General features: G+C 44.5%; 10 protein-coding genes. All 10 read left to right on the top strand.

What is annotated here, in order from left to right; translation table 11 throughout:
- Nucleotides 1-125 precede the first annotated feature (125 nt).
- The 10 genes from GON05_RS32565 to GON05_RS32525 all read left to right on the top strand — a co-directional run bounded on the left by GON05_RS32565 (nucleotide 126) and on the right by GON05_RS32525 (nucleotide 14,680).
- Nucleotides 126-2,426: a glycoside hydrolase family 95 protein gene (locus GON05_RS32565; RefSeq protein WP_181646312.1), complete on the top strand. Its 2,301-nt coding sequence runs from the start codon at nucleotides 126-128 to the stop codon at nucleotides 2,424-2,426.
- A 188-nt stretch (nucleotides 2,427-2,614) separates the two neighbouring features.
- The gene (locus tag GON05_RS32560) at nucleotides 2,615-4,474 is read left to right on the top strand and encodes a cache domain-containing sensor histidine kinase (RefSeq protein WP_157325346.1); all 1,860 of its coding nucleotides are present in this window, start codon (nucleotides 2,615-2,617) and stop codon (nucleotides 4,472-4,474) included.
- Nucleotides 4,449-6,077 carry a response regulator gene (locus tag GON05_RS32555; RefSeq protein WP_157325345.1) on the top strand — a complete coding sequence of 543 codons (1,629 nt, stop codon included), beginning with the start codon at nucleotides 4,449-4,451 and terminating at the stop codon, nucleotides 6,075-6,077. Before GON05_RS32560 ends, GON05_RS32555 begins: the two co-directional genes overlap by 26 nt.
- A 158-nt stretch (nucleotides 6,078-6,235) precedes the next feature.
- Complete coding sequence (locus tag GON05_RS32550; RefSeq protein ID WP_157325343.1) at nucleotides 6,236-7,552, top strand: ABC transporter substrate-binding protein; 1,317 nt, start codon at nucleotides 6,236-6,238, stop codon at nucleotides 7,550-7,552.
- A gap of 86 nt (nucleotides 7,553-7,638) precedes the next feature.
- Nucleotides 7,639-8,523, top strand: coding sequence for a carbohydrate ABC transporter permease (locus tag GON05_RS32545; RefSeq protein ID WP_157325341.1), 885 nt, complete (start codon nucleotides 7,639-7,641; stop codon nucleotides 8,521-8,523).
- 8 nt (nucleotides 8,524-8,531) lie between these two features.
- Nucleotides 8,532-9,377: a carbohydrate ABC transporter permease gene (locus GON05_RS32540; protein WP_157325339.1), complete on the top strand. Its 846-nt coding sequence runs from the start codon at nucleotides 8,532-8,534 to the stop codon at nucleotides 9,375-9,377.
- Nucleotides 9,378-9,414: 37 nt separating this feature from the next.
- Complete coding sequence (locus tag GON05_RS32535; protein WP_157325338.1) at nucleotides 9,415-10,947, top strand: alpha-N-arabinofuranosidase; 1,533 nt, start codon at nucleotides 9,415-9,417, stop codon at nucleotides 10,945-10,947.
- Nucleotides 10,948-10,965: 18 nt separating this feature from the next.
- Entirely contained in the window at nucleotides 10,966-11,232 is a 267-nt protein-coding gene (locus tag GON05_RS40170) for a DUF6171 family protein (protein WP_220138854.1), read from the top strand.
- Nucleotides 11,233-11,248: 16 nt separating this feature from the next.
- Complete coding sequence (locus GON05_RS32530; protein WP_157325336.1) at nucleotides 11,249-12,781, top strand: alpha-N-arabinofuranosidase; 1,533 nt, start codon at nucleotides 11,249-11,251, stop codon at nucleotides 12,779-12,781.
- Nucleotides 12,782-13,000: 219 nt separating this feature from the next.
- Nucleotides 13,001-14,680: a type 2 periplasmic-binding domain-containing protein gene (locus GON05_RS32525; RefSeq protein ID WP_157325334.1), complete on the top strand. Its 1,680-nt coding sequence runs from the start codon at nucleotides 13,001-13,003 to the stop codon at nucleotides 14,678-14,680.
- The last annotated feature ends 16 nt before the right edge of the window (nucleotides 14,681-14,696 follow it).

Here is a 14,696-nt window from a genome sequence, read left to right as displayed (position 1 = left end):
GTAAATAAGATCTACATGTAAAGGGGAACTGTAACCGGTAGGGGCAACTATGCCTCTACCGGATTTTGGTTACTTATGGTAGATTCATAGATACGAGGGTTGGAACTGAGAAGGAGGGAAAGCAGTTGACAGATCTTAAGCTGTTATTTAAGAGTCCAGCAACGAAATGGAATGAGGCACTGCCGATCGGTAACGGCAGGCTGGGAGCGATGGTATATGGACAGACGCAACAGGAAAGATTGCAATTAAACGAGGACTCCGTCTGGTACGGGGGATCACGTGATCGTAATAATCCGGATGCAAAGGCAAATCTTCCGGAAATTCGCCGTCTCATATTTGAAGGCAAGTTGAAGGAAGCCGAGAAGCTCGCTGTCATGGCGTTGTCCGGTTTGCCGGAATCGCAGAGGCATTATATGCCTCTAGGACATCTTTTACTTGACTTCTCTCTTCCAGAGGGTGAACCGGACCATTACGTGCGTGCGCTAGATTTGGAAAGCGGCACTGTTACCGTCACCTTCAGTCAGGGCGGCGTTTCATTTAAACGTGAGATTTTTGCGAGTTACGTAGATCAGGCAATCATCCTGAGGCTTACAGCAAACCGATCTGGTGAAATCGGTTTCACTTCGCGTCTGGAGCGTGGTCGTTGGCGCTACGCCGACCATGCCGGAAGAGAAGGAAACAACACGATCTGGATGAGCGGTAATTGTGGCGGTGAGGGAGGCAGCCGATACGGTGCAGTATTGAGAGCAACAGCTGAAGGCGGCACGGTGAAAGCGATTGGCGAGCACCTGGTCGTGGAGAATGCAGATAGCGTGACACTTGTTCTGTCCGCTGCAACGACATTCCGGTTCCTTGATCCTTTGGCGGAAGCGAGGGAGAAAGCGGAGAGTGCCGCCAATTTGGGTTATCATGCACTCTATCGGAGACACCTGGACGACTATTGTGAATTATTCGGACGAGTGTCTTTGTCGTTGACGGAAGACTTGGAAATCGAACGCATGAGTTTACCAGATCGCATGGACAGGCTTAGCGGTGGAGAGTCCGACCCGGCCCTTTTTGCGCTTTATTTTCAGTTCGGCCGTTACCTGCTCATCTCCTCAAGCCGACCTGGCTCGCTGCCCGCCAATTTGCAGGGCATCTGGAACGAGCACTTCCTTCCGCCGTGGGACAGTAAATATACAATCAACATCAATGCGCAGATGAATTATTGGCCAGCGGAATCGTGCGCGCTTTCTGAATGCCACGAACCTCTCTTTGAGCTGCTGGAACGGATGCGCGAGCCTGGCCGCCATACGGCGTCCGTCATGTACGGCTGCAGGGGATTTACTGCTCACCATAATACCGACATTTGGGCGGATACTGCTCCGCAGGATACATGGCTGCCCTCATCTTACTGGCCGATGGGCGCCGCATGGCTCTCGCTGCATTTATGGGAGCATTATCAATTTACAATGGATGTGGAATTTCTCGGTAGGGCATACCAGACCATGCGGGAAGCTGCGTTATTTTTGATTGATTACGTCGTGGAAACGCCAGGCGGTGAGCTGGTTACCTGCCCATCTGTGTCGCCAGAGAATACATATATCCTTCCAAATGGGGAATCCGGCGTATTATGTGCAGGACCATCGATGGACACACAGATCATTCGTGAGCTTTTCACAGCAGTGCTAGAGACAGAGCTGATACTCGGCACTGAGAAAAGTGAGACACTAGGACCTGAGCTACAACGAGTACTGATGAAGCTTCCTCAGCCGAAAATTGGAAGGTACGGCCAACTTCAGGAATGGTATGAAGATTACGAAGAGGCGGAGCCCGGTCATCGCCACATCTCGCATTTATTTGCTTTGCATCCGGGGAGCCAGATCACGCCTGACGGAACGCCCGAACTAGCGGCAGCTGCACTGTGCACGCTGGAGCGGCGTTTGGCGAATGGCGGAGGCCATACCGGATGGAGTCGAGCGTGGATCATTAATTTCTGGGCTAGACTTAGGAAAGGCGAGGAAGCGATGAACAATCTGAATGCGCTTCTCACCCACTCGACGCTGCCAAACTTTTTTGACAATCATCCCCCATTTCAGATTGATGGCAATTTTGGCGGTGCGGCTGCGATTGCTGAAATGCTTATTCAGAGCCATGCAGGGGAGATCCATCTTTTACCTGCACTACCTGAAGCATGGCGCTCAGGGAAAGTGGCTGGTCTTCGCGCCAGAGGCGGCTTTACAGTCGACATGGAGTGGGCGGAAGGAGTTCTGAAATCCGCTCGTGTAGTTTCTGATAAAGGCACGGCTCTATGCAAAGTGCGTAGCAGCATTCCTATAACGGTAACGGCAAATGGAATAAGACTGGATATTTTGCAGAAGGATGGGGTTGTCGTCTTTGAGACTGTCGTTGGAGGCGTATATAACCTTGAGGCTGCGATGACCTAAATTTCTTGTGAAGCAGCAGCAACCAAAGTAAAATCAGGTGAAGTAGTCCGGCACGAAGCCGGATTGCACAGTAATTTGTAAGCGTTTACAAATTTGGTAGGCGATGATATTTCTGCGCAGCGATTTCGAAGTTGCCCGACTTCGCGGTCCGCGGTATCTACCTATTCGTCTACACAAGGGGGGAGAATATGGGAATTAGCTTAAACCGTTTCATTCGTAAAATGAATATTCAGAACAGACTGGTGATCTCTTTCGCGATACTTTCCTTAATACCGCTTTTAGTTACAGGTTATTTTGCTTACCACACTTCAAGCGAAGCTATAAAAACGAAAATTAGTACCTCTTCCATCCAGTTAATGAATCAGGTCAGTGAAAATATCCAAAATGAACTCATGAAGCTTGAAAATGACAGTGTGGATATCGCATTCTCCGATATCATCCAAAATACGTTGATTGATTTCCATACGATGAGTGAGTGGAAGAGGAATGACGCGGAGCTAAAAATGCAAAGTATGCTTGCAAAAAGGTTTTCATTCAATCATAGCGTTTCGGATGTTCTTGTATATACAATGCTGCAAGAAAAAATTATCGCTTATGGAGACGTTAGCTTCAAATTTAATCTTACCTCGGATTTTTTGAATGGTATTTTTGTACAAACGGCAACGAATAACGGTGTTCCCCTATGGACAATTGAAAGTGGTGAAGATGAAGTAAGAGAGTCGAGTTATCGGATCACCAATTACGGGAAGGTAGGCATATTGTTGACTCGAAGCTTTAAATCTTTTGATGGCATTCCGATTGGATACATGATTATGAGGATTGATGAAAAGCATATCTTAAAGAAATTTAAAGATATAAATCTTGGACAAGGGTCAGATATATTCATAGTAAATGGTAAGGGAACCGTTATTTCGGGCCAAAACCCGGAAATGGAAGCAGCCAAGCCTTATCTCGATCAATCGTTGATTGAGGAGCTTAAAAAGAACAAAGAAGATGATTCCTATTCCTTCACCGGCACAATTTCAGGAAAACGAAATCTGATCGCTTATAACTATATACCTAGTGCCGACTGGTACGTGATCAGTATTATTCCGTTTACGTATTTAAATGATGAATCCATAAAGACTAGTATCTATATTATATTTTTGGGAATTTTTTGTTTTTTGCTTGCGTTGATTCTGTCCTACTACGTTTCCAAAAGTATTTCGAAGCCTTTAAAGCATCTATTAAATTCAATGAATAACGTAAAAATCGGCAATTTAGTTACTCGAATCGAAGACAACAGCAGCGATGAGCTAGGGAAGGTTGCGACAAATTTTAATCACATGGTAGCTGAAATTAAATATTTGATTGACGAGGTGACAAAGAGGGAAAAATTGAAAAGGGTTGCAGAGCTGAAAACACTGCAAGCCCAGATTAATCCGCATTTTCTCTCCAATTCACTGAACACTGTCAGGTGGATGGCCAATATTCAGAAGGCAGAGAGCATTTCGAGCATTATCACTTCCTTGATCCAGCTGCTTCATGGATGTATGGGAAAAGGAAGCGTTCTGATCAGCCTGCAGGAAGAAATCGAATATGTAAAAGACTATCTAAATATAATGGCCTTCCGGGATTATGATAAGTTTAGGGTACATTACGAAATGGAAGAAAGCATTATGGACTTTCATGTCCCCAAATTTATTCTCCAACCGATCGTGGAAAACTGTTTGCTTCACGGGCTTGAGCCGAAGGAAGGCCAAGGACTGATTATCATTAAAGGCTACAGAATTGGAGAGGATTTAAAAATTATCATCACCGATACGGGCATCGGCATAAATAACAATACGTTAAATGATCTCATAGGGGAAACCTCATCCAACAAAAAACATGGCCTGAGTGGGATTGGCATTCGAAATGTGGATGAAAGAATCAAGCTGTACTTTGGAGAAAAATATGGAATTGCCATTCAAAGCATTCCGAACCTGTACACAACCGTAGAAATTACTTTGCCTGCTCTAGGAGAGGAGGATCTAGGGAAATATGCTGAAGGTACTTATAGTCGATGATCATGCGGTGTACCGAACAGATTTGAAAACGATGCTCGATTGGGAGAATTGCGGGTTTTATATTTCCGGTGAAGCTTATAACGGCATTCATGCCATGCAGCTTATGGAAGAGGATGTTCCGGATATCGTTATTACCGACATTAACATGCCTGGAATGAATGGGCTCGGGTTGATACAGCAGCTAGAAAGTGAGTATCCACAGGTTAGAATTGTTGTGCTAAGCGCTTACGACGATTTTGATTATGTCCGTCAGAGCATGAAGAGGGGAGCAATGGATTATGTGCTGAAGCATAGGCTGAATGCCTCCGTATTGCTCGATATTTTAAAAACGGCAGAAGATTCGATTCTTGCCTATCGAAATGAACGTGACAAACAAAATGAGATAAATCATGAACTCTTGATAGGCAAGGATCGTTCTCGCCATGAGTTTATTAGAAAGCTCCTGGAGGGCAGTCTGTCAGGACGGGAGGAAATCGTAAGCGAAATCAACCTATTAGACATAACGATGGACACGGAAAACTTGATCGTGACAGCTGTGGAGATCGACGATTTTCGTTTTATTGAAGAGAGATTTACCATAAAAGAAGTCGATGTGTTCATTCAAACCTTTCTCGATATTTCGAAAGAAATTCTTAATGATTGGGACAAATCGGTTATTGTCCATACAAGCAGAGGAAAGTTTGCGATGATTTTTTCGCTGGGACATAACCATAGCTGGATGTATATCCACAATCAGGTGTATACCTTTCTCAACCGAATCAGATCGGAGATCAAAAAATATTTAAATATCACGGCCAGCTTTGGTGTAAGCAAGGTATGCCATGATATAAAGCAGCTTCACCATGCATACTCCGAAGCCGCATTAATCCTGGAGGACAAGTTTCATAAAGGGAAAAATGGGATTTTTATGGAAAGTACAACCAACAAGCAGGAACAAGGATTTTTCTGCCTGGACATTAAGGATGAGAAAGCCATTTACGCAGCCCTGAAAAATCAGGATTTCGAAACGGTGAAAAGTTTAATTGATGCCGTTTTCAACAAAATTTCGAGCTTACGGCTTAGCAGTAAATCAACCCAAATTATCTGCGCGGAATTGATTAATATTGTGAATAAAACGTCTAAAGACGCCGGTATTGAGATGTCGAAGTTGTATACGGCAGGGGACATTCCTTACAATCTAATGCAGAAATATGAGGTTCTTCAGGATATTAAATCCTGGATTATGGATCTATATCTTAAGCTTATTGAAATCCTGAAACGGATGAAATACCGAGATTCACTTAGCGGCATTACCCATAAGGCGATGGAATACATCCAGAATAATTACAAAAACGATGTTTCGCTCCAGGATGTGGCCGAATTCGCCGGTGTTAGCAGCTCATATATTAGCAGGGTTTTTAAGGAAGAGTGTCAGATGGGAATAACCGAATATTTAAATCATGTGCGTGTTGAGTATGCTAAGCAATATATGGAGTACGGTGAATTAAAGCTGAAAGATATTGTGAATGATGTAGGATTTAACAATTATAACTACTTTTTTAAGGTGTTTAAAGAAATGACGGGCATGACGCCTCTGGAATATGAGCAGACGTGCAGAAAATAAACGAGCGAATGTTTTTTATGGATAGCAAAATGTTGTAGTGGAGTGCAAGATATTGGAGTTCGACCATGAAACGCAATTTGTATAATAGGTAACAGGTGAGTGGCGCTGCCCAATTAGTAGCTGTCACCAAGAAATAATTATGAAGGGGGCAAGAGTGTATGAAAAAAGCTTTATGTACAGCGGTAGCTTCAGTGTTCCTGTTGACTTCCTTATTGTCGGGCTGCAGCAGCGATGAAACGGGGCCGTCAAAAGGAGACGCAGCAAATGCCAAAAGCGTGGTTAAGTTATCGCTGTGGACATTCCAGGACCTGCATAAGAAGTATTACGAAAAAACAGCTGAACTCTGGAATAAAAACAACCCGGATCAGCCCATTGAATTGTCTATTGATACGTATCCCAATGCAGAAATGCACAATAAACTATTAATTGCGTTGCAATCCGGCGTGGGTGCGCCTGATATTGCTGACATTAACATCAACTTCTTTCAGAACTTCCTTAAAGGCGATATTCAGCTTGTGGAATTAAACAAAGTGATCGAGCCCGAGAAGGACAAATTCATCCAGTCCAGATTCGATATTTACAGTAAAGGAGGAAAATATTACGGCATTGATTTCCATGTAGGCGCAACGGTTGTTTACTACAATAAGGATCTTATGGACAAAGCCGGCGTGAACGTGGATAACATTAAAACTTGGGATGATTATACCGAGGCTGGGAAAAAAGTTGTCGCTGCGACAGGAAAGGTGATGACCGCTTTTGAGGTTACCGGACAAAGACCCTTCTGGCCAATGATCGTGCAAAGAGGTTCCGATTATTTAGATAAAGACGGCAACGTTACGCTCGATAACGCTATAAATATGAAGACCCTTCAGGCGATGAAGGATATGATTTACAAGGATAAGATTGCTGTTCCTATGCCTGGAGGCAATACCGGGGCTGAAGAATTTTTCACTTATATGAACAAAGGAGAAGCGGCTTCACTTATTATGCCAATGTGGTACATGAGCAGATTCCTGGAGTATATGCCTGATTTAAAAGGAAAAATATTGGTGCGTCCAATGCCGGTATGGGAAAAGGGTGACGTAAGATCCGCAGGTATGGGTGGAACAGGTACAGCCGTTACCAAGCAAAGTAAGAACCAAGATATCGCTATGAAGTTCCTCGCATATGCGAAGTTAAGCAAAGAGTCGAATATAAGAATTTGGCAGGAACTGAAATTCGATCCGATCAGATGGGACGTTTGGAGTGATCCGGAGCTGCAGAAGCCCGATCCTTATTTCAATAATGAGAAAATATTCAATGTGCTACTAGACATGAAAGAGGAAATCAAATCTCCGAATATGAGTGAGCTGAGCTCGGCTTCCCAAGATTTGGTCAATTCCAATGTGATGTTCAAGTCGTTAAAGGATCAGTCGCAAACGCCGGAACAGGCATTAAAGACTGCTGCTGACGAGCTTCGTAAGCAGAAGAAATAGCAAATGGGCAGAATGTAGGAATGACGGCTGCAGAAACGAAGGGATGAAAACGGTTTCGGCAGCCGTCAAGCAGGGAGGTATACGATTTGAATCATCGGTTATTTTATTCAGAAAAGTGGGCTCCTTACTTTTTTGTATCTCCATTTGTATTAGCATTTCTCATCTTTTTTCTGTACCCTACGGCATCCACAATCAACATGAGCTTTCACGAGGTACTTGGGCTTAACAGCAGTAAATTTATTGGGTTTGACAACTACAGGAGAATGTTTGATGAGCATTTTTTTAATGCACTGCAAACCAATACGATCTACACCGTTTTGTCTCTGTTATTGTTAATACCGATTCCGATCCTATTCGCCGTAATTTTGAACACAAAATTGGCCAAGGGAAAATCATTTTTTAAGTCGGTTATTTTCATTCCAGCCTTAACGTCTGTGATTGTAGCCGGTGTTTCTTTCAGGCTTATGTTCGGAGAAGCGGATACGGCTTTGATTAATTCCTTTATCTCTAAACTCGGCATTTCTCCGCAGAATTGGATTCTGAATTATAGTACAGGCATGATGCTGATGGTCATTCTCAATACGTGGAGAGTTGCAGGGATTAATATGATTTATTACCTTGCCGGTCTACAAAGCATCCCCGAAGAATTATATGAATCTGCTGAAATGGACGGGGCCAATGTCTTTCGCAAGTTTTATTGGATTACGCTGCCGCTCTTAAAGCCGATTATTATCTACACGTTAACGATAGGCATTTTTGAAGGATACAGAATGTTTGGAGAAAGCTATGTATTCTGGAACGAAGGAATGCCGGGGGATATCGGGCTTACCATCGTGAGGTTAATTTACCAGCAGGCATTTCAGCGAAATGATATGGGTATGGGATCGGCCATTGGCATTACCCTCCTCGTGATCGTACTCACCGTTAATCTGGTGCAACTGAAATTGTTCGGGCTCTTCAATAAGGAGTGAACGGATCAATGAATACTAAGCTAAGAAGAACGCTGTTGACGGCGCTCATCGTCATTTTCTTCCTCATCGTCTGCTTTATTGTCCTGTTTCCACTGTACTACATGTTTATGGCTTCTTTTAAGAGCTCCAAAGAGTTATTCCGAAATGGCATGGATTTCAGGATCATCCCGAGCCTTATGAGTCTTGATAACTACAAGCTATTGTTTTCAGGTAAAGGCAGTATTTACTTGTACTGGTATAGAAACAGCCTTGGCATCACAGCCCTTCATACTGTAGTTTCCTTGTTTCTATCCTCGTTAGTTGGCTATGGACTAGGGGCATATAACTTTAGAGGGAAAAATATTGTTTTTATGCTGGTACTGTTTGTCATGATGGTGCCCCTTGAAATACTCATGCTTCCTCTCTATAAGCTTATTGTGAAAATGAGCATCATTAACACGTATTACGGAGTTATTTTACCCTTTGTCGTATCACCTATGGCGATTTTCTTCTTTCGGCAGTACATAACGGGCGTTTCCAAAGATTATATGGACGCGGGAAGAATCGACGGATGCTCGGAGTTTGGGATTTTTATCCGAATTATGGCGCCCTTGATGAAGCCGGCTTTCGGTGCAATGGGGATCCTACTTGCGATGCAGAACTGGAACAGTTTTATATGGCCGTTGATTGTGCTGCGTACGAATAAGATGTTCACGATTCCTATAGGTCTTGCTTCGCTGATGTCGCCTTATGGCAACAATTACGATATGCTGATCGCCGGCGCCGTGCTTGCTATTATTCCGGTTATTCTTTTGTTCCTGGTCAATCAAAGGGCTTTTATTTCAGGCTTGTCCAGTGGCGGTGTTAAAGGCTAGAACCAAATAAATCAATCTACTCAGGAGGCAGATAAGTATGAAAAGCAGTATTAAGATTAATCCAGAAGCAGCGGTTCACAAAATTGACAGAAACATTTACGGTCATTTCGCCGAGCATCTGGGCCGTTGTATATACGAAGGGATTTGGGTCGGCGAGGACTCCGACATCCCCAACACACGAGGTATCCGCAATGATGTCGTTCAGGCTTTAAAAGATATGAAAATTCCAATCCTGCGCTGGCCAGGAGGATGCTTTGCGGACGAATATCATTGGAAGGACGGCATCGGTTCTAAGGAATCCAGAGCGCGAATGATTAATACGCATTGGGGCGGCGTGGTTGAGAATAACCATTTCGGAACCCATGAATTTTTCGACTTGTGCGAAATGCTGGAGACTGAGCCTTACATATGCGGGAATGTTGGCAGCGGAACGGTCTATGAGATGCAACAGTGGGTCGAATATATGACCTTCGACGGCGAATCGCCGATGGCCGATCTGCGGAAAGCGAATGGCAGGGAAATGCCATGGAATTTGACTTATTTCGGCATCGGCAATGAAAATTGGGGCTGCGGTGGCCGGATGAGAGCGGAGTTTTATGCAGACCTTTACAGACAATACAGCACATATGTCAGGGATTATGGGGAGAATGCGATTTATAAAATTGCTGCCGGTCCCAGAGGCGACAATTACCACTGGACGGAAGTGATGATGCGGGAAGCTGGCCATTTCATGGACGGACTGGCGCTTCATTATTACACGAGGCTAAGAGATCACAATTTCGTAATAGAAAATCCTGATGGTAACAGAATTTATATAAAAGATCCGAATGCGGTAAGAGGCCAGGCCGTCGACTTCGAGGAAAGTGAATGGTTTGGCATCATGAAGGCGGCGTATTTCACAGAAGAGCTTGTGACGAAGCACTCGGCGATTATGGATAAATACGATCCCGAGAAGAAGGTTGCGCTTATTATTGACGAGTGGGGCACATGGTTTGATGTTGAGCCGGGCACCAATCCGGGCTTCCTCTTTCAGCAAAATACAATGAGAGATGCGGTTTCTGCTGCGATCAGCTTGAATATCTTTAATAATCACGCTGACCGTGTGAGAATGGCGAATATTGCTCAGACAATTAATGTACTCCAGGCCGTGATTCTAACAGAAGGGGAAAAAATGATTCTGACCCCTACCTATCATGTCTTCGAAATGTTTAAGGTACATCAGGATGCCACCCTGCAGCCGCTTGAGATTCAGTCCGGCATTTACAAGTTCAATGGGGAAGAGGTACCGCAGCTTAGCGCATCCGCTTCCGTGGATGCTGAGGGTAAGCTGAATATTACGATTTGTAATACGGATCCGCACAATGCGGCTCCCGTTGATTGCAATATTGGAGGATTGAGCGGTAAACAGGTAACGGGAAGAGTTTTGGTTTCGTCTACGATGAGCAGCCATAATTCTTTTGAAAATCCTACTCAAGTTAAGCCCGAGCCATTTACTAGTGTAGAGCTGAATCAAGAAGGATTCCATACGGATATCCCACCGATGTCTGTTGTAGTGCTGACGATCCATTAATTCGGAGGGAGCTATCCGATGGCTAACAAACAGGGACCCTGCAAGGATTGCTCGGAGACAATCGATGTCGCACCGGAAAAGATAGAGGCGATGCTGCAATTGCTGATTCAATCAAGGCACATTGAGCTTGTAGATGAGGAAACATGGCATAATCGGCTAGCTGAGTGTAAGGGCTGCACTGGTTATATACATGGAGGAACGTGCAAATATTGCGGTTGTCTTGTACAAATACGGACTAAAATAAAGGATAGGGCATGCCCCTATCCTTTATTTCCCAAATGGTAAGAGCGGGAGAAAAATGATGACCACAATCGACGTTTGGCTGAATGAAGAGATAGGGCAAATCAATCCCAATATTTACGGACACTTTATTGAGCACTTGGGCGGAGTTGTATACGACGGGATCTGGGTAGGTGAGGACTCCGATATTCCTCATATAAAGGGATTCAGACAGGAGCTTATTGAGAAATTAAAAGCAATTCACCCATCTGTTATTCGCTGGCCGGGCGGCTGTTTTGCGGAAACGTACAACTGGAGAGACGGCATCGGTCCAAGAGAGAAGCGTCCCACAACCGTAAATTGGTGGTACATGAACGACGGGAAGCTGGAATCTAACCAGGTGGGTACCCATGAGTTTATCGAGTTTTGCAATTTAGTAAACGCCGAGCCGTATTTTGCAGTGAATGCTACGACAACAACCGTTTTAGAAGCTAGGAATTGGATTGAATATTGTAATATGAAGCAAGGTACAACTACACTGGCGCAGGAGCGGGTGGAGAACGGAAGCCCTGAGCCTTTTAACGTTAAATATTGGGGGCTTGGCAACGAAAATTGGGGCGGCGGTGGCTGCATGACACCAGAGGATTACTGCCATATTTACAGAAAGTACAGCATCATCAGCAAAAGTGTAGGGCAGGATCTTCAATTCATCGCATGCGGACCCTATGAAGATATTCCTGAATGGACGGCTAGATTTTTTGACAAGTATAAACAGATGTACACGGTGGGGCGAGTTGCTCCCATGTTCGGATACTCACTTCACTACTATGTGACGAATACGGGAAAAATGGGTACGGAGCTGACGTATAGTGATGCACAGTGGTATGAAATGATGCGGGTCGGACTGGATATGGAACCGTTCATCCAATCCCAGTTTGAGATGATTCGCGCTGCGATGCCCGGAACATCGGTTGGACTCGTCGTTGATGAGTGGGGAGTATGGCATCAGCAGAATGGAAGGCATCCGTTGCCGGGCAAGTATTTATTTGAGCAGATGAGCACAATGAGAGAGGCGGTCCTGGCCGCGCTTTCGTTAAATATTTTCAACAATCACTGTGATAAAGTTGTTATGGCTAATGTGGCTCAGCTTGTCAACTGTATCCATTCCCTGTTTCTTGCCAAAGGCAACGCCTGTGTGGCAACTACAAGCTACTACGTGTTCGATATGTTTAAAATCCACCAGCATGCAATAAGCCTTAAATCGGAAGTCTCATGTAAAAACATAACCTATTCTATAGAAGGAAACTCCTATGATATCCCAAGCATCTCCTGCTCGGCATCGGTCAAGGACGGTATACTAGCAGTTACACTTGCGAACTTATCCGTGAATGAAGATCAAGAGATCATGTTGAATCCGATCGGTGGCCAATATACGGGCAATGGGAGAATGGTCGTATTATCTTCTAACCATCATCAGAATGGCAATTCTTTTGAGGAACCCTATAAAGTTACACCGGTGGAACAGGCCATTTCATCAGAAGAATTCAAACTTACGGTTACAATTCCTAAAGCTTCTGTAGTATTATTAACGTTGGATGTATCAAGCTCTTCTTGAAATATATATTGACACTGAAGCAGCCGACCTAATCGGCTGCTTTTTCTCATGAAAAGGGCAGCATAACGCAACAAATGCAACCCCAGATTAAAAAGTACCTTTAATTTATAGGGGGAAGACCTTTATTCTATGAATTGTAAGCGCATTCCAAGTCGATATAATTAGAGATATCAATATGTAAGCGTTTAAAGGGAGATATGAAAGGGAGGAAAAAAGAAAATGGCATTACTAATGAAGCGTACTACACTCCGGTTGATCGTTCCTGTTTTGACTTTCGGTGTCATCTTATCAGGATGCAATGACGCAGGCAGCGGTTCAACTGTTTCTAGTACTTCTCCAACTACCACAGGAAGCGCGGTAGCTACGCAGGGTACGGAAGCTATTAAACCGATGACGATATCTATGTTCATTGCCAACTCCTATCAGCAGCCTACGGCAGACAATCGCATTTATAAGATGATTAAAGATAAAACAGGTGTCAGTTTAAAAATGGAATTTCTGGTCGGCGACCTGACGCAGAAACTAGGTGTTATGATTGCCGGCGGCGATTATCCGGATGTGATTACGGGCGATGACAAGCTGATTGCTGCAGGTGCATTCGTGCCTCTGGAAGACTTGATCGAGAAGTACGCACCGAACCTGAAGAAGCATTACGCAGATGTTTGGAACCAGATTAAGGATCCGGCAAGCGGTCATATCTACGCACTTCCGGGTTACAATGCCTTCACTGGAACATTTACTGAAACGACTTACGAGGGCCCTGGTTTCTGGTTACAAAAAGACATTCTGAAGGAGCAGGGCTGGCCGACTCCGAAGACGCTGGAGGATTACTTCGCTATTATTGAAAAGGCCAAGCAGCAGCACCCGGACAGGATCGGTTTCGAGACGCTGAACTTTGACTGGAGAACCTTCCCTTTGCAGAATCCTCCAGAGCATTTGGCAGGCCATCCGAACGATGGCGGGGTAATTGTAGATAACGGCAAGGCATCCATTTTTGCTGATAAGGATATAGCTAAAAACTATTACAAGAAGCTGAACGAGATAAACAGTAAAGGACTGTTGGACAAGGAAGCACTTGTGCAGAACTATGATCAGTATTTGGCGAAAATCGCAAGCGGTCGTGTTATCGGTATGTTTGACCAGCATTGGAACTTTAGTGACGGTGAAAAGTCGTTGATTTCTCAGGGTAACTTTGGCAGCACCTACGTAGGTTTCCCATTGCTCTATCCGGGTGCGACGGAATACTACCGGGATCGTCCCGCTTTAACCATCAATCGCGGTTATGGCATTTCAGTTAAGGCCAAAGATCCGGTCGCAATCATAAAATTCCTTGATAGTTTGATGACGGAAGACTGGCAGAAAACGCTGCAATGGGGTGTTCAAGGCCAGGACTATCAAGTGAAGGATGGCAAATATTATCGTACGCCTGAACAGCGTGACCAGCAAAATGATAATACCTGGAAGTTAGCCAATAAAGCAGAAGCGTTCTTCTTTAATTTGCCCAAAATGCAGGGTACTTACATCGATGGGAACGCGACGGACCCGAACACGCAGCCGCAGGAGTTCTATGACAGCTTGAAGCCAGTGGATCAGGAAGTATTGAAGGCTTACAATCATAAGACTTGGGCCGAGTTCTTCAAAACACCGGTCGATAACCCGGTTTATTATCCAGCGTGGTCCATCGACTTGATTGACGGTTCCCCGGCGAAAGTAGCCCAAACCAAGATGAATGATCTGGCCGTAAAGTATTTGCCGAAAGCCGTCTTGGCGAGCGAAGCGGATTTCGAAAAAGTCTGGAAAGAATATACCGATCAGCTTTCCAAAGCGAACGTCAAAGCTTACGAAGATCGAATCAACGATCAGATTCAATGGCGGATCAAGAATTGGAGCAGTAAATAATTCATATTCACTTACC

This window comes from Paenibacillus anseongensis, assembly GCF_009757995.1.
GTDB classification, from domain to species: Bacteria; Bacillota; Bacilli; order Paenibacillales; family NBRC-103111; genus Paenibacillus_E; species Paenibacillus_E chondroitinus.
The sequence above is the reverse complement of the archived record's forward strand: the minus strand, read 5'-3'. Positions and strand labels throughout refer to the sequence as shown.